The 25,920-nt window shown below is 68.5% G+C and carries 21 protein-coding genes; 4 read left to right on the top strand and 17 right to left on the bottom strand.

Annotation, left to right across the window (positions count from 1 at the left end):
• The first annotated feature begins 155 nt into the window (after window positions 1-155).
• Together ACFTE1_RS15780 and ACFTE1_RS15775 are read left to right on the top strand one after the other, a co-directional pair.
• Window positions 156-743, top strand: coding sequence for a TetR/AcrR family transcriptional regulator (locus ACFTE1_RS15780; RefSeq protein ID WP_380621699.1), 588 nt, complete (start codon window positions 156-158; stop codon window positions 741-743).
• Between the two features lie 242 nt (window positions 744-985).
• On the top strand, window positions 986-1,210 hold the full coding sequence (locus ACFTE1_RS15775) for a DUF3107 domain-containing protein (protein ID WP_380621271.1): 225 nt from the start codon (window positions 986-988) through the stop codon (window positions 1,208-1,210).
• 87 nt (window positions 1,211-1,297) lie between these two features.
• Here the strand turns inward: ACFTE1_RS15775 and ACFTE1_RS15770 are convergent, their stop codons facing one another.
• The 6 genes from ACFTE1_RS15770 to ACFTE1_RS15745 form a co-directional block, all read right to left on the bottom strand.
• Entirely contained in the window at window positions 1,298-3,052 is a 1,755-nt protein-coding gene (locus tag ACFTE1_RS15770; RefSeq protein ID WP_380621269.1) for an LpqB family beta-propeller domain-containing protein, read from the bottom strand.
• On the bottom strand, window positions 3,045-4,613 hold the full coding sequence (mtrB, locus tag ACFTE1_RS15765; protein WP_380621267.1) for an MtrAB system histidine kinase MtrB: 1,569 nt from the start codon (window positions 4,611-4,613) through the stop codon (window positions 3,045-3,047). The genes ACFTE1_RS15770 and mtrB overlap by 8 nt, the downstream gene beginning before the upstream one ends.
• 2 nt (window positions 4,614-4,615) lie before the next feature.
• The gene (mtrA, locus tag ACFTE1_RS15760; protein ID WP_380621264.1) at window positions 4,616-5,305 is read right to left on the bottom strand and encodes an MtrAB system response regulator MtrA; all 690 of its coding nucleotides are present in this window, start codon (window positions 5,303-5,305) and stop codon (window positions 4,616-4,618) included.
• Window positions 5,306-5,461: 156 nt separating this feature from the next.
• Window positions 5,462-6,847 (bottom strand): NAD(P)/FAD-dependent oxidoreductase, encoded by a 1,386-nt coding sequence (locus ACFTE1_RS15755; protein ID WP_380621263.1) that lies wholly within the window; start codon window positions 6,845-6,847, stop codon window positions 5,462-5,464.
• A 303-nt stretch (window positions 6,848-7,150) separates the two neighbouring features.
• Window positions 7,151-8,461, bottom strand: coding sequence for an ammonium transporter (locus ACFTE1_RS15750; protein WP_380621262.1), 1,311 nt, complete (start codon window positions 8,459-8,461; stop codon window positions 7,151-7,153).
• A gap of 321 nt (window positions 8,462-8,782) precedes the next feature.
• A complete protein-coding gene (locus tag ACFTE1_RS15745; protein WP_380621261.1) occupies window positions 8,783-10,855 on the bottom strand; it encodes a hypothetical protein in 2,073 nt (690 codons plus the stop codon).
• 408 nt (window positions 10,856-11,263) lie between these two features.
• On the opposite strand from ACFTE1_RS15745, the gene ACFTE1_RS15740 reads away from it, so the two are divergent.
• On the top strand, window positions 11,264-12,871 hold the full coding sequence (locus ACFTE1_RS15740) for a phosphodiester glycosidase family protein (protein ID WP_380621258.1): 1,608 nt from the start codon (window positions 11,264-11,266) through the stop codon (window positions 12,869-12,871).
• A gap of 72 nt (window positions 12,872-12,943) precedes the next feature.
• Here the strand turns inward: ACFTE1_RS15740 and ACFTE1_RS15735 are convergent, their stop codons facing one another.
• The 6 genes from ACFTE1_RS15735 to ACFTE1_RS15710 form a co-directional block, all read right to left on the bottom strand.
• A complete protein-coding gene (locus tag ACFTE1_RS15735) occupies window positions 12,944-14,062 on the bottom strand; it encodes an NADH:flavin oxidoreductase (RefSeq protein ID WP_380621256.1) in 1,119 nt (372 codons plus the stop codon).
• Window positions 14,063-14,087: 25 nt separating this feature from the next.
• Complete coding sequence (locus ACFTE1_RS15730; RefSeq protein WP_380621254.1) at window positions 14,088-15,557, bottom strand: MFS transporter; 1,470 nt, start codon at window positions 15,555-15,557, stop codon at window positions 14,088-14,090.
• 15 nt (window positions 15,558-15,572) lie between these two features.
• Entirely contained in the window at window positions 15,573-16,796 is a 1,224-nt protein-coding gene (locus tag ACFTE1_RS15725) for an acyl-CoA dehydrogenase family protein (RefSeq protein ID WP_380621252.1), read from the bottom strand.
• Between the two features lie 227 nt (window positions 16,797-17,023).
• The gene (locus tag ACFTE1_RS15720) at window positions 17,024-17,935 is read right to left on the bottom strand and encodes a class II aldolase/adducin family protein (RefSeq protein WP_380621250.1); all 912 of its coding nucleotides are present in this window, start codon (window positions 17,933-17,935) and stop codon (window positions 17,024-17,026) included.
• Window positions 17,936-17,946: 11 nt separating this feature from the next.
• On the bottom strand, window positions 17,947-19,476 hold the full coding sequence (locus ACFTE1_RS15715; RefSeq protein WP_380621248.1) for an FAD/NAD(P)-binding protein: 1,530 nt from the start codon (window positions 19,474-19,476) through the stop codon (window positions 17,947-17,949).
• Entirely contained in the window at window positions 19,473-19,970 is a 498-nt protein-coding gene (locus ACFTE1_RS15710; protein WP_380621246.1) for a flavin reductase family protein, read from the bottom strand. The genes ACFTE1_RS15715 and ACFTE1_RS15710 overlap by 4 nt, the downstream gene beginning before the upstream one ends.
• A gap of 346 nt (window positions 19,971-20,316) precedes the next feature.
• Here ACFTE1_RS15710 and ACFTE1_RS15705 point away from each other — a divergent pair, with 346 nt between their 5' ends.
• Window positions 20,317-21,279: a helix-turn-helix transcriptional regulator gene (locus tag ACFTE1_RS15705; RefSeq protein WP_380621244.1), complete on the top strand. Its 963-nt coding sequence runs from the start codon at window positions 20,317-20,319 to the stop codon at window positions 21,277-21,279.
• 69 nt (window positions 21,280-21,348) lie between these two features.
• Here the strand turns inward: ACFTE1_RS15705 and ACFTE1_RS15700 are convergent, their stop codons facing one another.
• From ACFTE1_RS15700 to ACFTE1_RS15680, 5 genes are all read right to left on the bottom strand, one after another.
• Window positions 21,349-22,791, bottom strand: coding sequence for an FAD-binding oxidoreductase (locus ACFTE1_RS15700; protein ID WP_380621242.1), 1,443 nt, complete (start codon window positions 22,789-22,791; stop codon window positions 21,349-21,351).
• A 14-nt stretch (window positions 22,792-22,805) separates the two neighbouring features.
• Window positions 22,806-23,516 carry an SDR family NAD(P)-dependent oxidoreductase gene (locus ACFTE1_RS15695; protein WP_380621240.1) on the bottom strand — a complete coding sequence of 237 codons (711 nt, stop codon included), beginning with the start codon at window positions 23,514-23,516 and terminating at the stop codon, window positions 22,806-22,808.
• Window positions 23,517-23,762: 246 nt separating this feature from the next.
• A complete protein-coding gene (locus ACFTE1_RS15690; protein WP_380621238.1) occupies window positions 23,763-24,521 on the bottom strand; it encodes an MBL fold metallo-hydrolase in 759 nt (252 codons plus the stop codon).
• Window positions 24,522-24,536: 15 nt separating this feature from the next.
• Window positions 24,537-25,439: a glutamate racemase gene (gene murI / locus ACFTE1_RS15685; protein ID WP_380621236.1), complete on the bottom strand. Its 903-nt coding sequence runs from the start codon at window positions 25,437-25,439 to the stop codon at window positions 24,537-24,539.
• Window positions 25,440-25,559: 120 nt separating this feature from the next.
• Window positions 25,560-25,898 (bottom strand): hypothetical protein, encoded by a 339-nt coding sequence (locus ACFTE1_RS15680; protein ID WP_380621234.1) that lies wholly within the window; start codon window positions 25,896-25,898, stop codon window positions 25,560-25,562.
• Between the last annotated feature and the right edge of the window lie 22 nt (window positions 25,899-25,920).

The following is a 25,920-nucleotide window of genomic DNA, read 5'->3' as shown; positions in this document are numbered from 1 at the left end:
CTGTGCCAGGGGTAATACCAGGGCATCCGTCAGACGGAAAGCACCGGGCACCGCGCTGCACGCACAGTCGTGCCAGAATTAGACTGGAAGGGTCGTTCCACGGGCACGAATTTAAAGGAGTAATGGTGAGCACTGCCTCCGAAGAGAGATCGCGGATGCCGAGAAGCGAACGGCGAGCCCAGCTGCTCCAGGCCGCGCAAGCCACGTTCGTCGCCAACGGCTACCACTCGACTGCCATGGACGATATCGCCGAGAGGGCCGGCGTCTCGAAACCCGTCCTCTACCAGCACTTCAAATCGAAGCTCGACCTCTACCTCGCTCTGCTGGAGAAGAACGCCCGAGAGCTGGTCGACAACGTGCGCGGCGCCATGGCCGCCTCGGACGACAACAAGGACAGGGTGAACCTCGCCATGAGGGCCTACTTCGACTTCGTCGACGGCCAGGGTGAGGGCTTCCGGCTCCTGTTCGACTCCGACCAGCGCAACGATCCCGCCGTCGCCAAGGTGATGAAGCAGGCCGAGCAGGACTGCATCGACGCCCTGGCCGACACGATCATGGGCGACACCGGGGTCGACAAGGCCCGCGCCGAAATCCTGGCCACGGGCCTGGCGGGCTCGGCGGAGATCGCCGCGAAGAAGTGGCTCGCCGTCGGACGGCCGATCCCGAAGGACGAGGCCGTCGCCCTCATGGCGACGCTGTCCTGGAGGGGCATCTCGTACTTCCCCTTGGAAGACGAGAAATAGAGCCCCTTGGAAGACGAGAAGCAAGGCCCCCTCGGAAGACGGGCAGTAGAGTCCTCCGAGGGACCGGGGTCGAGGGGCCGGGCGGCGGCCGGAGTCCGTCGGCCGGTGCGCACGGATTCCGGCGCGTGGGGCCCGAACGGGCTATTCCCGTTTCGCCCTGAGCGCAGAATCTCGTATCCCGCGACGCCGCAGAGTAATCTTGGACCGGGGATTCCCACACGACTTAGATGGAGAATGAGCTGATGGAGATCAAGATCGGTGTGCAGTACGCCCCGCGCGAACTGGTCATTGACGTCAAGGAGAAGGCCGACGACCTGGCCGCGACCATTGACAAGGCGCTGGCCGACGGAGGCCTCCTCCGCCTCGCCGACAAGAACGGACGCCAGGTCATCGTGCCGGTCGACAAGCTCGCCTACGTCGAGGTCGAAGGACGCGAGGCCCGCCAGGTCGGTTTCGCCGTCGAGTAGACGCCGCTCAGAATTTCTCAGGCCCGGGCTCGTCCCGGGCCTTTGCCGTGTCCGGAACCGGGCCGGCGGTCGGCCGACCCGCCGCCGTCACTTCGGGGCGGTGTTCTCCGCCCCCTGCAGCACCACGAACGGGCTCTGGGCCCCCTCCGTGCCCTCCAGGTCTACCAGGGTCGACGTGTAGCTGCGCATCAGCCGCCCGTTGGCGACCCCGACCAGAGGCTCCCCGAACCGCGCCTGCGGGTCGGTCGGGTCGGCCTGGCGAGCCGCCAGGTCGGTGAACTCCAACGCGATGGCGTCCTGCTTCTGCTCGCCCTCGGCGCCGTCGATCGTCTGCCGGTGGATCGAGGGGGACAGGTCCCTCTTCGCCCCGGCGATCCACAGGTTCGACTCGCTGGCCCAGGCCACGCTGGTCACGTCGCCGATGTCGTAGGCGATCCGGGTCGGCGACCCCAGCGAGACGCTGTCGCCGGAGAAGATGATCGGGGCCAGGAACACCTTGCCGTTGGAGACGTAGGCGACGCGGCGCTTCTCGGCGGAGACGGCCACGTCGGTGACCGGCGACTGCGACAGCTCGGAGTCCGTGCCGTCGACGACGTTCACCAGGGAGAGCCGTCCGTCGACGATGCACAGCAGGTGCTTGGAGTCCAGCCATTGCGGATGGGAGAACTCCTTGCCCTTGAGGACGGGCACGAGGTCGTTCGCGGGGTCGCTCCAAGAGGAGGTGTACAGCCCGTCGCCGATGACGGCGGCCAGGCGCTGGTCCTCGACGGCGACGGCGGTCAGGCCCTCGGCGTGGAAGCCCACCCACGGATACACCGGGGAGGGGGTGCTGTTGTGGGTGTTGTTGTTGTCGTACTGGTAGACGGTGCCGTCCTGGATGTAGAAGGCCGCCTCGTCGGACCCGGAGGGAGAGGGCACGGCGTTCCAACTCCGCCAGTTGTCGATGGTCCCCGCAGCCCGCGTGTCGCCGCCGTCGAACGAGAGCTCCAGCGGCTGCGCGGCCGAGTTCAGCCCGAGGCTCCACACCAGTTGCGCGGCGATGGCGCTGATCTTGCCCGGGTCGATCTCGGTGGTGGAGTCGGTGCGGGTGAGGTCCACGGCCACGACGTCGTCCTCGACGGTCATATCGGCGCTGACCCCCGAGGGTATGGCGTTGCGGGCCGTCTGGGAGACCAGGTCGCTGGGGCCCTGGAGCACCCAGGAGAACCGCTTTTCCAGGCTCTCCTTGCCGCCCCGCGGGTTCTTGTAGATCCAGCGGAGGTCGGGCACCAGGAGGTTGGTGGAGCCGCCGCCGGTGGCCTCGAAGTAGACCGGCGAGCTCTCGTAGAGCTCGTGGAAGGCGTCGCGGAGCATGACGAGGTCGGTCGGCACGTCGACGATCGTCCAGGTGTCGCCGTAGTCTTCGCGCTCGAGCTCGAAGGTGAAGTTGTACTCCGCGGGGTCCGGGTTGGTGCGCACCCGCCCGTCGGGCAGATAGGTGCCGGTCCTGCGGCCCGTGACCTCGACGGTGGCGTGGGAGGTGTCGTCGAAGCGGCCGTCGTAGCCGGTGGCGGCGACGTCGATGATGCCTATGCCGTCGGCGGGGTTGGAGTAGTTCTCCGGCTCCTCGGTGAAGGCGTCCAGGCGGTTCTGCCGGTCCACGTCGGACCCGGCGGCCGCGTGGAGGAAGTTCTTGACCGTGCTCTCCGAGTCGTCGGTCGGCACGTACTGCTGTTCGGCCGGACCCTCCTGGTCGGACTGGACGGGGTCCTGGTCCCAGACCTCGACGCCGCCGGAGGAGGGCACGCCGCATCCGGTCAGCAGCGCGGCGGACAGGAGGACGGCGGCTCTGTTCCTACGCACTCTGGTCTCCTTCCAGGTCGAGGGGCAGGGGCGAGTTGGCCGCCCGGTTGCCCTTCTGCAACGGCAGGGTGAGGACGAACAGGCTGCCCTTGCCGGGCTCTCCGACGGCGCGGAGGGTCCCGTTGTGCAGCTTGGCGTCCTCGAGGCTGATGGCCAGGCCCAGCCCGGTGCCGCCGGTCTTGCGGTTGCGGGACGGGTCGGCCCGCCAGAAGCGGTCGAAGACGCGCTCGGCCTCGCCGGGCTTGAGCCCGATGCCGTGGTCGCGCACTCCGATGGACACGGCGGTGTCGCTGTCGCGGACGATGACCTCGACCGGCTCCCCGGGGGAGTGGTCGATGGCGTTGCCGATCAGATTGCGGACCACGCGCGTGACGCGCGGGACGTCGATCTCGGCGACGATGTGGTGCTCGGGGGCGTCGAAGGACAGGGTGACGTCGGAGTCCTCGGCGAGGGCCGCGAACCCGGCCATGACGTCCTCGACGATCGGCTGGACGTCCACGGCCTCGGTGTCCAGCTGGGCGAAGCCGGAATCGAAGCGGGAGATCTCCAGCAGCTCGGTCAGGAGGGACTCGAAGCGGTCGAGCTCGTTGCCGAGCAGCTCGATGGAGCGGCCGGTGGGCTCGTCGAACTCCTCGCGCGAGTCGTAGAGCATGTCGGCGGCCATGCGGATCGTCGACAGGGGCGTGCGCAGCTCGTGGCTGACGTCCGAGGTGAAGCGCCGCTGCATGACCGACATGGTCTCCAGACGGCGGATCTGGGTCTGGAGGGTCTCGGCCATGAGGTTGAACGATCCGGCCAGCCGGGCCAGGTCGTCGGTGCCACGGACCTCCATCCGTTCGTGGAGGAGCCCGGCGGCCAGGCGCTGGGCGGTCTGGGCGGCCTCGCGGACGGGGTTGACGACCAGGCGGGTCACCAGCCCGGCCACGATGCCCAGGAGCAGCACGAGCGTGCCGCCGGCGACGACGAGAGCGGTGCGCAGCAGGTTGACGGCCTCGGCCTGCGCCTGCAGCGGGTAGAAGACGTAGAGCTGGTAGTCGACCGCCTGGTCGATGGGAACGCCCACGGCCAGGTAGGGCTCCTCGCCGTGGTCGCCCAGGTCGAGGGAGGTGTACTGGGTGGCGGTGGCACCGTTCTCCACCTCTGCCGCCAGTTCGGGGGAGGGCGCGATGACGGTGCCCCCGGGGTTGGAGGCCGCGGCCTTGCCGCCGTCGATCTGGAGGGTGTAGACCGCCGCCATGTTCTGGTCGTCGGCCAGCTGGTTGAGCATGACCGGGAAGGCGTTGTCGAAGGCCGGCTCCGAGGGCGACGTGTACGGCCTCAGCTGCGGCGCGAGGAAGTCGCGGGCCTCCTGGGCGTCGACGACGGCCACCTCCTTCTGGTCCCCGAGGAGGCCGTTGGTCACCGTGGCGGCGACGACGAAGCCGAAGATGATGACCAGGACGGCCGAGGCCGCGAGCGTGGCGGCGACGACGCGCAGCTGGAGCGACGAGCGGAAGCGGTCGACGACCGGCCGGGCGAAGCGCCGCAGCCGGCCGGCCAGACGGGCGGCGGTGCTCTCCACGCCTAACCCAGGCCGGCCTTGTAGCCCACCCCTCGCACGGTCTGGATGAGCTGGGGGCGCTCCGGGTCGGGCTCGATCTTGGCGCGCAGGCGCTGCACGTGCACGTTGACCAGGCGGGTGTCGGCGCTGCGGTTGTAGCCCCAGACGTTCTGCAGGAGCACTTGGCGGGTGAAGACCTGGCGGGGCTTGCGGGCGAGCGTGACCAGCAGGTCGAACTCGAGCGGCGTCAGCTTGACCTCTTCGCCGTTGAGCATGACCTGGTGGCCGGGGACGTCGATGACGACCTTGAGCCCGTCGCGGCCGATCTCCAGCCGCTCGGGGGTGACGTCGTCGCCGCGGCGCAGGCGGGCGCGGATGCGGGCGACGAGCTCCTTGGGTTTGAAGGGCTTGACGATGTAGTCGTCGGCGCCGGACTCGAGGCCGAGGACCACGTCGACGGTGTCGGACTTGGCCGTCAGCATGACGATCGGGACGCCGGACTCGGCGCGGATGGCCTTGGCGACGTCCAGGCCGCTCATGCCGGGCAGCATGAGGTCCAGCAGGACTATGTCGGGGCGGTGCTCCTTGAAGGCGGCGAGCGCGTCCTCGCCGTCGGAGACGAAGGTGGGCGAAAAACCGTCGTTGCGCAGGATGATTCCCAGCATCTCCGCCAGGGCGGGGTCGTCGTCTACGACAAGTACTCGTGCTCTCATACGACTAGTCTTCCACCTCGTGAAAAAAGGAAAGCACCATGGGGTAGGCCACCATGGTGCTTCCTAGATTAGCGACTCGTCGCGGAACGTGACCCGCTTCTGTGCCGCCGATTACATGGACTTGAGTTTTCGCACTTCACAATGGGTGTGAGAATGCTACTGGTCGCCGCTCTTGACCGTTCGGTAGGGCTTTTCGCCCTGCGCGATGGCCTCGAACGGGCGGCGGCCCTCCTCGATCTCGGACAGCTGGGCCATCTCGCGGCTGGAGAGCGACGTGACGAGCCAGTCGATGAGGATGCGGGAGCGGCGTCCGATCCCGGGGACCTTCATCAGGTGGTAGCCGCGGTGCATCATCCACGCCATGAAGCCCTTGACCTTCATGCCGTAGACGTGCGCGACGCCCTTGTAGAGTCCGAGCCCGGCCACCGAGCCGATGTACTTGTGCTCGTAAGCCTTGAGCTCCGAGTTCAGGTACGCGGCGTAGATGTTGTCGGCCAGGATCGGGGCCTGCCGCACCGCGTGCTGCGCCGAAGGCGTGCAGTACGGGAGCGGGAAGTCCGTCGTGTCGGGGATCTGGGCGCAGTCTCCCGCGGTCCAGGCGCCCTCGACGGGCTTGCCGAAGTTCTCCTTCGGGTTCTCCGGGTCCTCTTCGACGACCTGGAGGCGCGTGTTCCCGATGACGTGGCCCTTGGGTCCCAGCGGGAGGTCGGTGTCCTTGAGCATCGGGGTCGGCATGACGCCGGCGGTCCAGATGATCGTGTCGCAGTCGAACTCGTCGCCGTCGGCGAGGACGACGTGGCCGTTCTCGCAGGACTTCATGACCGTCTCCAGGCGGATGTCCACGCCGCGCTTGGTCAGCTGACGGGCGGCGTAGGCGCCCATCTGCGGGCCGACCTCGGGCATGATGCGTCCGGTGGCCTCGATGAGGTACCACTCGAGCTCGTTCTTGTCGAGGTCCGGGTAGCGCTTCTTGATGATGGCGTGGACGGCGTCCTGCAGCTCGGCCATGGCCTCGCAGCCGGCGAATCCGCCGCCGACGGTGACGAAGCGGAGCGCGGCCTTGCGGACGTCCGGGTCGTCGGTGGAGGCGGCGACGTCCAGTCGGGTGAGGACGTGGGAGCGCAGCCAGATGGCCTCGCCGATCGACTTGAATCCGATGGCGTTCTCCGCGAGCCCGGGGACGGGCAGCGGGCGGGAGACCGCACCGGGGGCGACAACGATGTCGTCGTATTCGATCTCGCGCGACGGGCCAGTCGCGGGCTGGACGGTGATCGTCTTGTCCGAGTGCTGCACGTTGACCACCTCGGCGGTCACGATGGTGCAGTTCTTCAGGACGGAACGCAGTGGAATGATCGCGTGACGGGGCGACAGTGACCCGGCGGCGGCTTCGGGGAGAAGCGGTTGGTAGGTCATGTGCTGGTTGCGGTCGATGACCATAACCTCCACGTGACCCTTTTTGATTTCGCTTTTAAACTTTTTGCCCAATCGTTCGGCAACGTAAAGACCGACGTGACCGGCACCTATCACGACTATACGTTTCACTCGTTCAATTCTGCCTATGGAAGGTGTCCCTGTGTAGGAAATGGGCAAGGAGGTACATCACGTCTGTGACTGTGCGCAGTAACGCACGTTACGCGTTACATATGGACGACCTGTGGAAACGGTGCTCAGTCAGAGCCGGGCGAGGCCATTCTGGCGGCGGGGCCCACCGCCGCGCGGCGGAACGCTGAGACCGGTGAGTAACATCTCATCGGCCCTCCGTAGTGGACGAACGACGGGGAGCGATCGGAACGCCTGTTCCGTTCGCTCCCCGGTGGATTCGCAGGATGGGGTCCGGCGGTGCCGTCAGACCTTCGCGGGCTCCCTCTCGGCGGCCTCGCCGGGCTTCTGCCCGTCGGCCAGGGACAGCTCCGGCTCCGGGGCGCCCACGGGCAGGACGTAGGAGGTCTCGCCGTGCTCGGCGGAGTCGATGCCGGCCTTCTCCTCGTCGGCGCCGACGCGGATGCCTACGGTGTACTTCAGCGCCAGGCCGATGAGGGCCGCGACGATGAAGGAGTAGGCGGCGACGGCGAGCGTGCCGCCGGTCTGGACGCCGAGCAGGCCCCAGCCGCCCCCGTAGAACAGTCCGTTCTCTCCCGCCGCGGTCGACTCGACGGCGAAGAGACCGACGGCGATCGATCCCCAGAGTCCGGCGACCATGTGCAGTCCGACGACGTCGAGCGAGTCGTCGTAGCCGAAGCGCTCCTTCAAGCCGACCGCGAGCGGGCAGACCGCCCCGGCCACGGCGCCGATGGCGAGCGCGCCCAGCGGGCTGACGAAGCCGGCGGCGGGCGTGATGGCGACCAGCCCGGCGATGACGCCGGAGCAGCCGCCGATGATGGAGGGCTTGACGCCGCGCAGGCGGTCCACGGCCAGCCAGGCGAGGACGGCCCCGGCGGTGGCGACCTGGGTGGTGGTCATGGCAAGCCCGGCGATGGCGTCGGAGGCGAACGCGGAGCCGGCGTTGAAGCCGAACCAGCCGAACCACAGCAGTCCGGTGCCGAGCATGACCATGGGCAGGTTGTGCGGCGCGAAGTCGGAGTCCTTCTCCCGCCAGCCGATGCGGCGGCCGACCACGAGGGCGAGCGCGAGGGCCGCGGCTCCGGCGTTGACGTGGACGGCGGCGCCGCCGGCGAAGTCGAGGACGCCCCACTGGTGGAGGAAGCCCCCGCCCCAGACCCAGTAGGCGACGGGGAAGTAGACGAGGACGGACCAGACGGCGGTGAACAGGATCCAGGCGCCGAACTTCATGCGGTCGGCGACGGCCCCGGCGATGAGGGCGACGGTGATGATCGCGAACATCATGGAGAAGGAGGTCATGGCTCCGTCGGAGACGCCGGCCTCGTCGGCGCCGAGCCCCATGACGGTGCGCAGGCCGAAGTCGGAGGTGAGGCTTCCGAAGAGGGAGCCGCCCTCCCCAGCGGACATGGACGATCCCACGAGGGTCCAGGCGACGGTCACGATTCCCATGGCCGCCAGGCATTTCATCATCATGTTGACGACGCTGGTGGCGCGGGTGAGACCGCCGTAGAACAGGGCGAGGCCCGGGGTCATGAGCAGGACCAGGGCGGCGGAGATGAGGATCCAGGCGTTCGATCCGGTGTCGATGGAGTTCACGGGCGAGCCGCCTCCTTCCGGTGGTTTGCGGGCGTGAGTCCGCTCCGGCGCGGTGGGTCGGGCGACCGCTCTACCGCCTCCGGGCAAGGCGCCGGCGGCTCTGCTGAACGTGTCTCTGGCGGCGCTGCCAGGTTCGGTGCGAAGGGGCCCGCCCTCGCCGAGGACGGGCCCCTTCGTCTGGACTCCTACCTACCGGAGTGCTCACCAGTGTGGGGTTCCGGTGTTTCACCGGCGCGGCACCGGTATTACGGCTTTGTCGCCGTTTGTTTCAGGCTTGTGAAATCCATGGGAATTGATTTCTGGATTGTTAAAACGGTGGGATCACCCGCCGATGTTCACGCGGATGAACAGTTTCCCCTCTCCTTCTTCGGAAGCCGCGGCGAGGCCGACGGTGACCTTGGTGTCGACGTCGGTGTCGAGCAGGTCGGAGTTGATCCAGGCGGCGGCTCCGGCCTCGAAGTCCACGGCCTCGGCGAAGGAGGCGAAGGCCTCGTTGTCGGCGAGGGTGCGGTCCGGCTCCCCGACGGTGGACATGGTGGCGGTGCCCTCGCCGCCGTCGTAGGACAGCTCGGTCCTGTCGAGTGTGAGGGAGTCGGTGTCGGGCAGTTCCTCGCCGAGGAGGTCGGACAGGAACCCGAGGAGGCCCTCTCCGTCCAGGACCTGCAGGCGGGCGAAGAAGGTGTCGGCCTGCTCCTCGGCGTAGCCGTAGGCGAAGTCGAGGCGGCCGCCCTCGAAGTGGGACATGCCCTCCTCCATGCGCTCCTTCAGCTCGGCCTTGTCGAGGGACGTGGCGTCGTCGCCGACGACGCCGCAGGTGACGTAGTCGGTCCAAAGGCGGTCGATCTCGTCTTCTTCCGCGGAGGTCAGATTCTCGAAGTCGGACCAGTACAGGTCGGTGAACCGGTTGTACTCGGCGACGTCGAGCGCTTCGCCGGTGCAGGGCACGAAGATCTCGTCGAGGTCCTCGGTGGCCACGGTGGTGCCGCAGTTGACGTACTGGTGCATGAGGTCGTTGTACTCCTGCTCTTCCTCAGGCGGGAGTTCCCTGTCGTTGAAGAACTTGAGGTTGAGGTCCGAGAAGCGTTCGAGGTCCGCTTCAGTGGCAGGCTCGTCTACGCAGAGCTCGAAGTACTGGGGCCCCACGGCGATCTCTTCGCCCTCTTCCATCGTGTCGATCTGCTCGGAGGCCGCGTCGCTCGCCGCGTCCGCGAGCCCTTCGGGGAGGGAGATCGAGGCGGCCAGTCCGGTCGAGGGCAGCTCGGAGAGCGCCTCCATGACGTCGCCGTCGACGTCGATCGCGGGGTCGGCCCCGGTCTGGTCGGCACGGATGTCGAGGCCGTCGGCCGTCGCCGTCACGCCGAAGGTCAGGGTTCCCTTGAAGGAGTCCTCCATCTCCTCGAAGTCGGGAACGGCGGACGCGATCCTCTCGGCGTGGACCTGCCCGAACAGGACGGAGCCGTCATACTTCTCGACAGCGTCCGCGAAAGCGCCGTCATCGGCCAGGGGGCTCTCCTCGGCGGCCTTCTCGAGCGCCTCCAGGGCCGCCTCGGCGTCGCCGACGTTCGCCTCGCCCTGGACGATCACCACCGAGTTCCCGTCGGCGGAGTAGGAGAGGTCCTGCGGCGACCGGTAACCGTCCTCTACTTCCTCGGCGAGCACCTGGTCCGAGGCCTCCGCGTCGGTGGTCTCCAGGACGGCGACCTCGTACATGTCGTCCTCGTACTCCCACATCGCGGAGGCGTGGCTGTGGCCGAGCCACGGGAGTACTTCCTCCTCGGCGTCGAACTGGAGGCCGAAGTTCTCCAGAAAGCCTTCGGCCAGTCCGGCTTCGCCCTTGGAGGTCTCGTCCACGCTCTCCATGTGCGACAGCAGCCTCTTGGCCTGCTCCTCGTCGGCGGCGGGGTCGAATCCGATGTAGGCGGCGGTGTCGGCAGGGAGCCGGTCGGCGGGGTCGAAGACGTTGAGGACCTTGTCCCACAGGACGTATCCTCCGCCTCCGAGCACTATCGCGCCGACGGTCGCGAGGATCGCGATGGCCGCGGTGTTCTTGCGTTTCGCGGGGACGGGAGGCGGCGCCTCTCCCCGCAGGGGAGTGACGGTCACTCCCGGCGGTGCCGTCGGCGGGGCGTCGACGACGGGGGATTGAGCGGGTGTTTCCGCTGGTGGGCCTTCGATGGGGGCGGGTGTCGGAGTCTCCGGTGTCGCTTCGCCACTATCGGGGACCGGCTCCGCCGCGGGGGCTTCGCCCTCGGGCCCTTCCATGCGGGGCGCCGACGCGGGTTCGCCGCCGATGCCTTCCGAGGGCTCCGCTGGCGGGGGATCGCCGGCGGCGTCGTCCTCTCTCTTCGGTTCTTCGGGGTTCTCATCGTGGGGATTCAGGGGTTCTCGGGACATCACTCAACTGTAAATTGGGCTTTATTACTCCTGTGCAACGAAATCATCGCAATCCGGTCAGAGTGGAGGCAGTTGCTCTCTTCACCCCCAGGAACCGCCATCGACATCGGATGCGGAACCGGTAGGCTTCCCGCCGAGCTATCTGGACGGCAAACCGGACCACATGCTTGGACACAAGGACGACATTCCCACCGTCCCAAATCGATCGAGAGCCACGGCTGCGACGCCGAGTACGCCGCCCGCACGCTCCGACTCGCCTACCAACGACAAGAAGTCCTCACCGACGTCCACCCGCTCGGATCGCCTTCGGATTCGGTCACCATGAACAGCCGAAATGACCTTCACATGACGTACACATGATTTCGCCCCATACCGTTCTGTAGTGACCCTGAACCGAAAGGAATCACGGTGCGTCAGAAACATCGCCACGTCGCTGCGTTCGCCACAGGCGTCCTCGCGGCGACGCTGTCCATCATCGCCGTCCCTGCCAGCGGGACTGCGATCACTGCAAAGACGACGGAAGAAGTCGCTCCCGGCGTCATCTACGAGGCCTATACCTACGAAGGCCAACCGGTTCACCAGTTGTCCGTCAGCATCGCCGAAGACCACATCACCGCCGATGTTCTCGTCCCGGACGCCATCGCGGATGCCGAAAAGCCATCCACGATGGCCGAAGCCGCCAACGCAACTACCGTAGTCAACGGGGACTTTTTCAACAATAGTGAGGATGGGTGGGACACCTATACCAATGCGCCTGTCGGCCCCATGGTCACCGACAACGCGGAACTCTTCCCTGCATATACTGGGCGAACATACGAAAAGGGTGCCGTGCCCGGCGCCCAGCGCATGGGACCTCCACGACCGGGCGGCTCCCCGAATGAGAGTGTGCTCGGGTTCCGCGACGGAGAACCTGTGATGACAGAGATGAACGTAGAAGGGGAAGTCAGCCGAGAAGACGGAACCTTCCCCCTTGAGGGAGTTAATCAGTACGGCCTGCGAGGCAACGGCATGGGCTACTTCGACGCCGACTGGGGTTCAGCCGAACGTCTACGAGCGGCGTGTGGCGACAGTAATGACCGGCACGCGCCATGCAGTGAGAACATTACTGACGTTCTTATTCGCAATGGCAAAGTCGTCGATATTGACGACCTATTTCCTGACACAGTGCCTGGTGAAAACACTCCATTCGAGCATTACAGGCCAATTGGGGAGAACGAGTACGTCCTTTTCGGGCGTGGCGCTGCAGCTGACTGGCTGCGGGATCTCAATCCTGGCGATTCTGTGACTGCTGACTGGTCGTTGACCTCACCTGCTGGCGATCTGGACACAGCGCTAGGTGGTATGCCGATTGTTCGTGACGGGGCCATCATCGATGGAATCCCCAACGACGATCCAGCCATTCGCACGGCGGTTGGCTACAACGCTGGAGGCAACGTCCTCTACATGGTGACCGTTGGGGACTGCCAGAAGATCAGCGTTGGTTGCGACCGCGATGGCCTGTCACTTGCCGGATTGTCCGAGCTGATGATCGAGATTGGAGCTGTGGACGCTCTCAACCTTGATGGTGGCGGGTCCTCGATGATGGGGACGGCTGAGGACGACGGCACGATCAAAACACGCAACAATCCATCCGATCCGCTTGGTGAACGCCCTGTCGCCAACGCCCTGGCGATCTTCGCGACTGACAAGCGTATCTCTTACATGGAAGGCCGGTGGAAGATGCAGAACGGCAGCCCGTTCGCTCCGTCTCTGCTGGTGGACGAACGTGGTGCGGCCCGCTATGTAGCTGACGGCGCCTACGACTTCTTCGGACCGCTTGAGCTGTCATCTGACTCATCGGACACGGAATGGTCGCTGTCCTCGGACTTCCAGAAGTACTCCTACCTGGACGACTCCATCACTGAGGGTTTCACGTTCTCGCTGAGCGTCGATGCCGGCTCCGCGAACCCGACGCCAGAACCTGGCGACCAGTTCACCGACGCGGACGGAAACGTGTGGGAACGACAGGCCGAATAGCGGTTGCCGTTGGGCGCGGACAAGGCCGTGCGGAGTGGAATATCCGCACGGCCTTCCCCTGTCGCGGTCCTCTCAGTAAAGCGTTCCCGGTGCGGTGGGCGGGTACTCGTTCAGCTCGTCGAAGCGCCCGGACAGGACCTTGGCGGCCCACTCGGGGTCTCCGAGCAGCGACCGGCCCACGGCCACGAGGTCGAACTCGTCGCGCTCCAAGCGGTCAAGGAGCCCGTCGAGGTTCTCGACCCGGGCGGTGTGGCCGGTGTTGGACTCCCACAGCCACTTGTCGAGCCCGACCGAGCCGACGGTGATGGCGGGCTTGCCCGTCACCTTGCGAGTCCAGCCGGCGAGGTTGAGGTCCGAGCCCTCGAACTCGCTCTCCCAGAACCGCCGGGTCGAGGCGTGGAAGACGTCCACCCCCGCCTCCGAGAGGGGCTCCAGGATCGCGGCCAGCTCGTCGGGCGTCTCGGCGATCTTCGCGCCGAACTCCATGATCTTCCACTGGGAGAAGCGGAACAGCACGGGGAAGTCAGCCGAGACGGACTCGCGGACGGCCTCGACGACCTCGGCGGCGAAGCGGACGCGGGAGGCGATGTCGCCCCCGTACTCGTCGGTCCGCCTATTGGTCCGCGACCAGAGGAACTGGTCGATGAGGTAGCCGTGGGCGCCGTGGATCTCGACGGCGTCGAAGCCGATCCGCTCGGCCGCGGCGGCGCCCTCGGCGAACGAGGCGACGATCTCCTCGATGTCCGAGGCGCTCAGGGACTCCCCGCCCTTCGACCCGTCGATCCGCAGGCCCGAGGGGCCCACCGGCGGGGCGTCGGGGTAAGGGGGCTGCCCTGGTTCGCGGAACATGCCGACGTGCCACAGCTGCGGCGCGATCCTGCCGCCCTGGGCGTGGACCGCGTCCACCACCTTCTTCCACCCCTCCAGCGGCTCGGTGCCGTGAAAGCGCGGGACGGTGGAGCGCTCGGAGGCCGTGGGGTGCCCCACGTAGGTCCCCTCGGTGATGAGGAGGCCGACGTCGTTGGCGGCGCGGCGGGCGTAGTAGGCCGCCACGTCCTCCCCGGGAACGCCCTCGGGGGAGAAGTCCCTCGTCATGGGGGCCATGACGAAGCGATTGGGGAGCTCGAGGCTTCCGACCGACAGCGGGCGGCGCAACAGCGACTGGACGCGTTCGGTGTGTGCGGTGCTCATGGTGTCCTTTCCGCGGACGGTGGGGTCAGGAGGTCTGCTTCTGCTTGACGGAGTTGCGGAGTGCGGAGACTACCAGCAGGAGGGTGGTCACGGCGGCGACGCCGACGACCACGTACATGCCCTGGTGGTACTGCTGCACGGTCGTCTCCGAGGCGTCCTCGGAGGTGTGGGCCCCGGCCATGGCGGCCGTGGCGAAGGCGAGGACGACGGCCGCGCCGACCTGGTAGCCGGTCTGCAGGATGCCGGCGGCGACGCCGTGCTCCTCCTCCTTGACCTCGCTGACGGCCATGACGTTGGCCGAGACGAAGGCCATGGGGAAGCCCAGGCCGATCAGCACCATGCTGGGGAAGACGACCGTCCAGTACTCCGAGTCCGTGCCGATCCGCAGGAACAGCGCGAAGGAGCCCAGGTAGCAGGCGAATCCGATGGCCATCAGCCAGTGCAGGCCGACCTTCGGGATGACCTTGCCCATCTGCGGGGCCAGCATGAGGATCAACAGGCCGACCGGCAGGAATCCCAGGGCCATCTGGAAGGGCGACCAGCCCAGGTAGGACTGCAGGTAGAGACCGCCGATGAACTGGTAGCTCATGTAGGTGCCCAGGATCGCCGCGGCGGTGAGGCTCGCGCCCACCAGGGACTTGACCTTCAGCAGGCGCAGGGGCAGCAGCGGCTGGGCGACGCTCTTCTCGATGACGACGAAGGCGATCAGGAGCGCGGCCCCGACGCCGAAGGAGGTCAGCACCTCGGTGGCGCCCCAGCCGATCTCGGGGCCTTGCACGATCGCGTAGACGACCAGCAGCATGCCGCCGGTGATGGTGACCGCGCCGCCGAAGTCGTAGGAGCCGGTCTTCGGCTTGCGCTCGTCCTTGGGGACGAAGGCGAAACCGCCGATGATGATCAGCGCGGCGATCGGGACCGGGGCGAGGAACGTCCAGCGCCAGCCCAGTTCGGTCAGCAGCCCGCCGAGGATGACGCCGGTGGAGTACCCGAAGGCGCCCAGGGAGGTGTAGATTCCCAGGGCCTTGTTGCGGTTGGGGCCCTCGGGGAAGTGGGAGACGATGATCGCCAGGGCCGCCGGAGCGGTGAACGCCGCCCCCGCTCCCATGGCGAAGCGGCCGATGATGACGAGCAGTCCGTCGGTCGCTATGCCGCCGGTGAAGGTGCCCGCGGCGAACACGAAGGCGCCCAGGAGGAAAATCTTCCGCTTGCCGACGAGGTCGGCCATGCGGCCTCCCAGGAGGAGGAACCCTCCGAATCCCAGCACGTAGGCGCTGACGACCCACTGGACGGCGGAGGTGGACATGCCCAGGTCGGCCTGGATGGGCGGCACGGCGATGCCGACCATGATGTTGTCCAGGGTGTCCAGCGAGTAAGCGGCGCAGACGACGATGAGCGTGAACCAGACGCGGTAGCCCCAGCTGGGCTTCGCGTCCGAGTCGTTGGTTCGGAGGTCTTCGAGCCGCTCCGCGCGGCCCGGTCTGGTATCGGTGGCCATTGGCTTCTTTCCTTGCTAGTCGACGATGCCGAGGCTGTAGGGGAACTCGGGCCGTCCCCCCAGCAGGTGCGCCCCGGCGGACTGGATGAACGGGTCCTGGGTGACGATGTGCTGGCACATGGTCGTGGCGTCTCGCAGCCACCGGTCGACCGGGTTGGGCCGGTAGATCGCGGAGGAGGCGAGGAGGTCGTAGACGCGGGTGACGATCGCGCGTGCCTCGCGGAAGGCGTGCAGGCGGATCAGGGAGCCCTCGACGCGCTCGTCGGGGGCGAGGTCGTCGAGGTCCTCGACGGAGGAGAGGCGCTCCCACTGCCGGTCCAGGTGGCCGTAGACGGCGTGGCGGATCGACTTGTAGCGCATCTCCAGCTCGCCGAGCGCGAACTGCATGCGGTAGTTGTCGGACCAGCGCTCGCCGGAGCCGGGGATGGTCCGCTGCGAGGCGGCCTCCCGGAAGTGGTCGAGCGCGGCGCGGGCGAGGCCCAGCGGGACGCCGGGCATGTTGCGCAGCACCGCGTCCGGCAGCGATTGGGGGCCCTTGCGGCTCAGCGGTTCCGAGAGGCGGAAGGAGCGCGCCTCGGGGACGAAGAGGTCCCGGACGGTGTAGTCGCACGAACCCGATCCGGCCAGTCCGGTGGTGGTCCAGGTGTCGATGATCTCGACCTGCTCGTGCGGCATGAAGAACTGCCGCCAGTGGGCGGGGCCGCCGGTCGGGCTCGGCTCCTTCTCGCCGTCGCGGTAGACGAGCGCCCCGCCGATCACCCACTCGGCGTGGGTGACGCCGGAGCCGAAGCGCCAGCGTCCGGTGAGCCGGTAGCCGCCGGGGACGCGCTCGGCCTTCCCCGCGGGCAGGATGAGCCCGGCGGTGATCTGGTCCTGGTCGGCGAACATCTCCTTGGCGGTGGCCTCGTCGAGGTAGGAGGCGTAGATGCCGGTGTCCATGCCGATCATGGCGCACCAGCCGGCCGAGGGGTCGCCGTAGGCGAGCGCCTCGACGACCTCGGTCTGCTCGGGGGAGGTCAAGTCGGGCCCGCCCCAGGAGGCGGGGAAGGCCATGCGGAAGACTCCGGTGTCGCGCAGGGCCTCGACGACGTCTCCGGGGAGGCGCCGGTTCTGTTCGATGCGGTCGGACTGCTCGCGCAGCCAGGGGGCGAGGGCCTTGGCGCGCTTCAGGATCTCCGAGGCGTCGCGGGGCGGCTCGCCGTAGTGCGGGGTCTCGGTGTCGGTCGCTGTGTCAGACACGGGTGGTCGCTTTCTGTTCGGTGCCCCTGGGCGCACTCCCGTCCCGGGTAGGAGGTGGCGGAGTGCGGCGTGAGGGCCGTGAACGATCGGTTTGAACGGTATCCGCTCCCGGGACGGCGCGGTGTTGAGAAATGGCACGGGGTCTGTTGCGTTCGCGTACGCGCTGGAAGGGGCTGTTGAAAGGGGCGGGCGGCCCTGTTGATTTCGCGAACGGGCCGCCCGTGCGTCTATTCTTCGAGCAGGTCGGGCTGTTCGGCGATGATCTCCTCCCACAGCGGCTGGAAGGAGAACCACCCGAGGTGGGGGTTGCCGAACCCGTCCTTGGCCTTGCGGGCCTCGTCGGCGGTCATGGCGTTGACGCCGCCGGCCTGGGAGGCGAGGACCTGGACCTGGGCGCTGGACTCGTAGGTGAAGTACCAGTGGGCGGCCTCGTCGATGGAGCCGCCGACGGTGATCAGGCCGTGGTGGGAGAGCAGGAGGGCGCGGTTGCCGCCGAGGTGCTCGGCGATGGTCCGGCCCATGTCGTAGTCCACCGCCGGGCCGTCGTAGCGGTCGAAGAGCACTTGGTCGCCGTGGAAGGCGGCGGCCTCCTGGTCGACCGGTTCGAGGAGCCTTCCGGCGACGCCGAGCGCGCGGGCGTAGGTCGTGTGCCCGTGGGCGACGGCCTCGACTTCGGGGCGCTGTTCGTGGATGTGGTAGTGGATGACGAAGGCGGAGGGGTTGACGAGTCCGTCCCCTTCGACGACCTTCCCGTCGGGGTCGACGCAGATCAGGTCGGCGACGCGGACCATGGCGAAGGAGCGGCCGAAGGGGTTGACCCAGAAGCGGTCGGGGTACTCGGGGTCGCGCACGGAGAGGTGTCCGGAGATGCCTTCGGCGTAGCCGAACTTTCCGAACAGGCGCATGGCTGCGGCCAGGCGCTGTTTGCGGTGGCGGCGTTCGTCCTCGACGTCGTCGAAGACGGGCCGTTTCGGCAGTGGCAGGCCGGTCTCGTGGTCGGACAGGTGGGCGCGGTGGCCGGTTACGCCGTTCTCGACGGGTTCGGGCGTGCGCTGTGCCGGGATCCCCGGCGTCCGGGAACCGTGCTCTCCGGGCGCTCCCCGTGCGGGGAGGCGGGTCTCCTGCGTGCTGTGTTCCATTGCGGGTCCTTTCATGTCGCGGTGCGGGCGATCGGGGGCGCGGCCGGGCGGGCGGACCGGTCGTGGGCGCTGTGGCAGTCGATGGCCTCGGCGATGTCCACGGCCCGGTCGACCAGGGAGGGCACGCCGAAGGTGAAGAAGAGGGAGCCGGCGGCCAGGTCGCCGAGGACGTACAGGCGCCAGTCGGGGCCGTCGGGGCCCTCGACGCGGCTGGAGGTCGCCTCGATCGCCAGGCCGCCGTAGGCGTGGCTCCGGGCGGTCCCGGCCTTGAGCAGCGACTCCACCAGCGGGGCGGCCAGGGCGGGTATCCGGTGGCGCGGGGCGCTGACTGCGTTGACGACGACGTCGGCGGTGAAGGAGAGCCCTTCGGCCTCCACGGTGAACCCCCCGTCCGCGGGGCGGACGTCGAGGACTCCGCGCACGATGGAGAGCTGTCCGCCGTTGACCATCTCGACCAGGGCGGCGGCGTGTCCGGGGACCATGGGGCAGCACAGGCTCATGAGGGTGCGGTGGTGGACTCCCACGACCGACTCCTTGTCCTTCTCGGGCAGGTGCGGCCACAGGTCCGGGCCGGTCTCGGGGACCGCCTGCTGCAGGATGCGCAGGCCCGGGTCGGTACTGTCCACCAGCGACAGCTGGCGGCGGAGCCGTTCGGACGGCGACTCGGCGGCGACGGAGGCGAACTCGTCGCCGAGCCCGGAGAGGTCGGCCCCGGCGGCCTCCAGCTCGCGGCGCATGAGTTCGGTCAGTTCTTCGATCGTCAGGCGCTCGCGGTCGGCGGCGCGCTTCCTCAGGTAGTCGACAGTGAAGTACTTCAGGTCGTGCGGGCCGTACTTCTGGCGAACGGCGGGCAGGACGCCGTGCCGCGACACCAGGGAGACCGGTCCCCGGTGCCCCTGGGCGCGCAGGGCGGTGACGGTGTCGACGGCGGTCAGGCCGCTGCCGAGGACGGCGACGGCGAGCTCGGGGTCGAGCCCGCGGAGGCGCCGCACGACGGGGTAGGGGTCGGCGATGAAGCCGGCCTCCCCGGAGAGGCGGTAGTGGTCGGACGGCGTTCCCACGCCCGGAGCCAGGACGCCGTAGTCGAAGCCCAGGTGCAGCCCCTTCCCGGTCTGGAGGACGATCTGGTTGGGCGTGCGCGTGGCCGAGACGACCGCGTCGCGGCGCATGACGACCTCTCCGCCTATGCGGCGCAGGCGGTCGGCGGCCTCGGCGGCGGACGCCGCCAGGTAGCGGCCGTAGAACTCCCTGGTGGGGAAGAGGTCTCCGGTGAAGGGGTCGGTCCACTCGGCCAGTTGCGCGGAGGTGGCCTCGTGCTTCGTCCACGCGGTGAAGTGGTCGGGTTCGCCCTTGCGGACGGTCATCTCGCGGGGCGGGGCGTTGACGCGGATCTCGGGGCCGTCCTCGCGGTACGGGCGCCCGCGCCACGGGTGTTCGGCGGGGTCGAAGACGGTCACGTTCGCCCCGGCGACCTCCTTGTCGGCCAGGGCGGTCAGCAGGCAGACGGCCGAGGCGCCGGCCCCCACGACGGCGATCCTCATGCGACCGCCTCCGCGACGCGGCGGAAGCGCCCTTCGAGGAAGACCAGCGGGTCCTCCTCTTCGCGGACGCCGGCGGCGACGACGCGGCCGACGGCCATGGTGTGGTCGCCGAGGGCCAGGGTCTGTTCGAGCTCGCACTCGATCCAGCCGGGGCCGTCCAGGACGAGGGCGCCGGTCGTCCGGCCGGGCGTCCCCTCCATGGCGGCGACGGCCTCGGAGCGGGCGTCCTTGTCCTTGGCCAGCGCCAGTGCGAGATCGGCGTGGCGGGAGGAGAGAATGGACAGTGCCCACCCGCCGGCGCGGCGGAGTCCGTCGAGGAAGCGGGAGTCGTGGCGGAGGCAGAGCGACATCAGGGGCGGGTCCAGCGACAACGAGGTCACCGAGTTGACGGTGACGGCGTCGTGCGGGGAGTCGACGGGCCCGGGGTCGTGTATCGAGGCTACGCACACGCCGGTGGCGAACTGGCGCATGACGAGACGCTGATCGTGGTCCATGGTGCTCGGTGTCCTTCGGATCAGGGTGGAAGGGGATTCTCTCCCCCAATGCGAGATCTTTTCGCGAATTTAAACTTAGGCCCGCGCGCTTGTTCTGGCCATGACAGAAGCGAACCACTATACTTGGGATTGCGAACCCCCTCGGTTCTTCACGAATACCCAAGAGAGAAGGGGAATACCTGGGCTGCAGGCCAGTTGCCCACGGGTCACGATCAGGTGGCCCGGCTCCTTTTCCGCCGGGGAGAGAATTGATCGACCTTAGTGACACCTACCGCGATCGCGTTCTCAACTCATTCTCAGGAATTGTTCCGGAAGCGAACGCGGTCCGGCTCAAGGAGAGGTTCTAATGACAAGGTTGTACACCCCGACGGCCTTCCCGGGGAGGCGCCGAGAGTGCTCCCTGTTCACACTGGCGGGGGAAGTGTCGGACCAGGACACTTTCTCCCACAACACCATCCGTCTCGGCACCGCGTCGATCACGGAGATCCGGCTGCGGCACACCGAGGCCGCCGCCTCCAACCGGCCCGCTCCCGGGTCGGAGTCCGAGCTCGTCGACTTCTGGGTCGTGCGCTCGGGCCGCATGTCGCTGTCGCAGGCGGGCAACACCGCGATCCTCCACAGCGGAGAGATCGTGTCCGCCGTGCGGCGCGACTCCTATGAACTGTTCGCCATGGACAACGCGTCCATCACCCTTTTCTCCATTCCCTACTCCTCGATCGGCATAGAGCCGTGCGGAGTCGGATCGCTCGTCGCGCGTAGCTGGCAGGAGGGCGGCCGGCCGGACCGCTTCCGCGCCCAGGTCGTCTCCTTCGCCGAGAGCGTCGCGACGCTCTGCGAGTCGGCGTCCGTCCAGTACGGCTACCACTGCGTCGAGCTCATGGCGGTGCTGCTGCAGAGCGACTTCGCGCACTGCAAGGAGTACCAGATGAAGGTCCGCGCCCAGACGCTGCAGCGGATGAAGGCGTGGGCCCAGGACCGCCTCGACGACCCCAACCTGTCCATCGGACAGCTGGCCACGGCGCACAACGTCTCGGCCCGCTACGTGCAGAAGCTGTTCAAGGAGCAGGGGCAGAGCCCCAGCAAGTGGATACGCGACCGGCGGCTGGCCCGCTGCCTCGCGGACCTCCAGAACGAGAGGAAGAGACACCAGACCATAGCCCGCATAGCGCGGGAGTGGGGTTTCTGGAACCCCTCCTACTTCACGCGGATCTTCCGCGAACACTACGGAATAACGCCCGCCGCGCTGCGGGCCGGCGAGGCCGTCGCAGTCCCGGGAACGCGGGACCTGGCGGGAGCAGTGGCCCCTTAGACGGCGAGAAGCGGCGGACGGCCCGCGCGATCAGACCGTCCGCCGCTCTCCGACACCCGATCCTCCGCGTCAGTAACGTCCCGGAGCGATGACTCCGGCCGGATCGAGGTGATCTTTGAGCCCGCGGGCCAGGTCGGCCGCCTCCGGGCTCGGGGCGTAGCGCGCACTCTCGCCGGCGTGTCCGACGTCCAGCCTGTAGGGCATGTATCCGGCATCGCCGAACCTCTTGTGCAGGGCGTCGAGCGCCCGGTGCGCCGTCCGCGCCCCCTCTTCCGTGCGGGGGAACCGCACATTCACGACGTAGTCGATGATCTCCGAGTCCAGCGGGTGCAGGGTCGACCCGCAGCGCAGCCCGAACTCCTCGCGGACCTCGCCCAGGAGCCGCTCGGCCCGCAGCACGTCCTCGGCGGTGAAGGGCACCAGGGGGAGGAACAGCAGGAAGCCGACCTCGGCGTCCATGCGGTCGTACGTGGTCCTCACCTTGCGGCGGAAGATAGTGTCCTCCACGTCCGGATCGCCGCCGTAGGCCCTCTCCACCAGGAGCGACAGTTCGTCGTGCTCCTTCTCCCGCCCGTCGACGACGTCGGTGCAGAGGTCGGACTCGCGCGCCTGCGCGACCATCGTGCGCACCGTCGCCTCCACCAGCGGCAGGGACCCGTCGACGCACACGTGCAGCAGGTACCGTCCCTCCGGGCAGCCGTAGGGCGCGGCGGCCGGCGGGTCGTACAGCTTCGGGACCGAGCGCGTATAGCCCTGCGAGACCCAGTAGTGCAGCAGCTCGGTCACCCCGCCCAGCGACTCGGCCTCGAAGTGGAAGGCCAGCAGCCGGACCTCCTCGGGGCGGGGCAGCAGCCGGATCGCCGCGGCCGTCACGATCCCGTAGTCGGACTGGGCGAACAGCCCCAGCGTCGAGGGCCCCAGCCCGTGCGGATAGGGGGAGGCCGTGGACGTGCCCGGCCACCAGCCGACCCGGACGGTGCGCCCGTCGGGCAGGACGACCTCCAGACCGAGGACGTCCTCCGTGCGCTGAGAGCGCAGCCCCACGCCGCGGTCCAGCGCGTTGCCGAGGAAACTCGTGTGGGCCGACGCCACCGTCACATTGGCCATCCGGTCGGTGCCCTCCAGCATCGTGGAGAGCACGCCCTGGGTTACGCCCGGCTCGACCACGGCCCAGCCGCGCTCGGCGTTCAGGTCCCGCACCCGGTCCAGACCCGACAGGTCCAGGGCGGCGACGTCGTCGCGGGCCGGCTCCTTGGAGCCCAGGCCCCAGTTGAAGCCCGTGCTGTAGGGGTGGACGCGCAGCCCGGTCCCGGAGTCGGCGATCGTCCGCAGGATCTCCGGAACCTGGCCGGCCCGGCTCGGGCGCACCCGCACCGGAACCCGCCGGGGGCCGTACATGCCCGTGTCGGGGCCCAGGACGTGCCCGCCGGACTCGGAGACGTCCAGGTTCTCCGCTCCGACGAGAGAGGCGAGGTCCCCGGCGAGCAGGCCGAGGGTGGACTGTTCGGTCATAGCGATCCTTTGCTTCAGAGGCGCGCGCCGTCGACGTCGACGACGGCGCCGGTCATGTGGGAGTTCTCCATGAGGAACAGGGCCGCGTGCGCGGCTTCGGCGGGGGTGCCGGGCCGCCCGAGCGCGTTCGCGCCGGCCGCCTCCGCGAGGTACTCTTCGTGCCGTTCGGGGGACATCCGGTCGGCGAAGGTGTCGATCTGCCCGGGGCTCACCGCGTTGGCGCGCACCGGGGCGATGTCCAGCGCGAGGCCGCGCACCAGCCCCTCGACCGCTCCGTTGGCGATGGCGAAGGGGACGGTGCCCGGCTTGCCCCTGCGGTTGAGGAAACCGGAGAACAGCACGACGGAACCGGTGGGGGACAAGTGCGGCAGGGCGGAGGCCGCGCAGTTGTACTGGCCCCACAGCTTGGTCTCGACGAAGGATCGGACGCGCTCGCGGTCGAGCTCGGCGAACGGCCCGGCGTAGCTCTCGTACGCGCAGGCGGCGAGGTGGTCGAGCGGCCCGATCGCGGCGAAGGCCTCCGCGACGGCACCGGCGTCGGTGACGTCGACGGCGAGGAGGGAGGCACTCGGCCCCAGCCGTTCCACAGCCTCGTCGAGTGCGGACTCGGTGCGCCCCAGGAGCACCGTCGAAGCGCCCCTCGCGACGGCGGCTTCGGCCACGGCGAATCCGATGCCGCCGGCCCCGCCTGTCACGGCGATCTTCTGCCCTCGCAACGACTTCACGGGCACCTCTCCCTCTTCCGTTCGGGCTGGTCCGGGGAGAAGTCTATTCCGACGGCGGGCAGAGGCCACCACTGCTGCGAACGGGCAGCGGTGAGAATGCGAATCCGGGAGGGCGAACGCGGGGGCGCCGACGAGTTCGTTCGCGGACGTGCGCGCGTGCTCGTCGGTCAGAGCGGGTCCGGCGCTTACGAGCCCACGCGCGAACGCGCCGACCCGCCCGTCGGGCGGGAAAACCTGACGCGGCGCCTACACCTCGTAGACGTCGCCGGGCTTGACGATGTCGATCGGCCCGGTGAACGCGCTGCGCGACTCCGCCATGGTGGCGTCCGGCGAACCCCACGGCTCGACCAGGTGCGTCAGCAGCAGGCGGCTGGCGCCGGCCTTGGTGGCGAACTCGCCGGCCTCCTTGCCCGTCAGGTGCACGTCCGGCGGATTGACCCGGCCCTCCAGGTACGAGGCCTCGGCCAGCAGGGTGTCGCAGTGCGCCGCGAGCCGCTCCAACGCCTCGCAGGGACCGGTGTCCGAGGTGTAGCACAGCGACGAGCCGTGGTGCTCGACGCGGACCCCGAACGTCTCCACCGGGTGCGCCACGCGGTCGACCCGGATGGTGAACGGCCCGAGCTCGAACGAGCCGGGCTCCAGGACGCGGAAGTCGTAGACGTCGGTCATGCACGGGCTCTTCAGCTCGCCCTGGCCCCCGTAGGACTGCCGGATGCGGTCGGCCGTCGCCGCCGGGCCGTACATCGGCACCGGGTAGTCGGGGGCGTCGGGCGCGTAGCGCCGCATGACCGCGTAGGCGCAGGCGTCGAAGAAGTGGTCGGCGTGCAGGTGGGTCACGATCACGGCGTCGACGGTGTGCGGGTCGATGTGCTTCTGCAACTCCCCGAGCGAACCGGTGCCGTAGTCCAACAGCAGGCGGAATCCCTCCGCCTCCACCAGGTAGGCCGAACACGGAGTGTCGGGCGCGGGGAAGGACCCCGCGCATCCGATGATCGTCAGTTTCATAGGGAGTGGCACCTCTTAAGTGTGGGCTGAACTCTCGCCGTCGGGTCCAGTCTGGGTGGCCGATTCCGCTGAGTGGGTGACGGAATCGGGGCGGGGAAACACGGTTTCGTCTATCTCGCCGCCGTCTTCCAGGGGTTTGGCGCGTTCCACGAACGCACCGCCGAGGAACCTCTGCGCGTTCTGGGTGAACGCGTCGGGGTCGCCGGTGGCCCGGAAGTCGTGCTGCCCGAGGCCGCCCTGGGGTGCGAGCAGGTCGGCCTTGGTGAGGACGCCGTACAGCTCGCGGGCGCATTCGGAGTCGGAGGACACCAGCGTGACGTCCTCCCCCAGGACCAGGCCGATGAGGCCGGCCAGGAGCGGGTAGTGCGTACAGCCGAGTACGACGGTGTCGACGTCGGCCTCTTGCAGCGGGGCGAGATAGTTCTGGGCCAGCCCGAGCAGCTGGCGGCCGGTCGTCACGCCGCGCTCGACGAAGTCGACGAACGCGGGGGCGGAGACCGTGGTCACGTCCAGGTCGGGGACGGCGTTGAAGGCGTCGGAGTAGGCGCCCGATCCGATGGTGGACTGGGTGGCGACGACGCCGATGCGTCCGCTGCGCGACGAGGCCACTGCGCGGCGGACGGCGGGGCGGATGACTTCCACGACGGGGATGTCGTAGCGGGAGCGGATGTCGGCCAGGGAAGCGGCCGAGGCGCTGTTGCAGGCGACGACGAGGGCCTTGACGCCGCGCTCGACGAGCCTGTCGCAGACGTTCAGGGAGAAGGCGCGCACCTCCGAGATGGGGCGGGGCCCGTACGGCAGGTGGGCCGTGTCGCCCACGTACAGGAGGTTCTCGCCGGGGAGCAGGTCGGCGACCGCTCGGGCGACGGTCAGGCCCCCGATTCCGGAGTCGAATATCCCGATAGGCGCGTCGTTCATCAGGTTGTAAGCCTACGTCCACGACCGCCCCGGTTGCCGCAGCAAACCTATGCAATGTCATCAAAATGACATGGTGTCCGTGAACACACCGGGGCTCGGATGTCGGCGGTCCCCCCCTCGTCAGGCGTTCTTGACCAGGAACGACGCGACGACCAGCGTCAGCGTGGCGCCGAGGAGGAAGAGCCAGGGCGCGGCCTTGAGGCGCGCCGTCGCGAAGGATCCCATCGTGAGGATCATACCGGCCACGCCCGTGCCGGAGAACGCCCAGAGGAACCAGTCGGGGGCCTCCCCTCCCATGATCGGGACGGCGGCGGTGGTCGCGGTGGCGATCCCGGCGACGACCAGCAGGAGCGCCCAGGCGGAGATTCCGGCGAGGACGAGGAGGCGGGGGCCGTCCGACTGCGGTCGAGTCGCGCTCGCGGCGGGCGGCGGCACGCTCTGCGCGTAAGGATTGCTCATGCCCTCAGGCTACCGCCCGGTC

Source organism: Salininema proteolyticum, assembly GCF_042685645.1.
Lineage (GTDB): Bacteria > Actinomycetota > Actinomycetes > Mycobacteriales > Micromonosporaceae > Salininema > Salininema proteolyticum.
The sequence above is the reverse complement of the archived record's forward strand: the minus strand, read 5'-3'. Positions and strand labels throughout refer to the sequence as shown.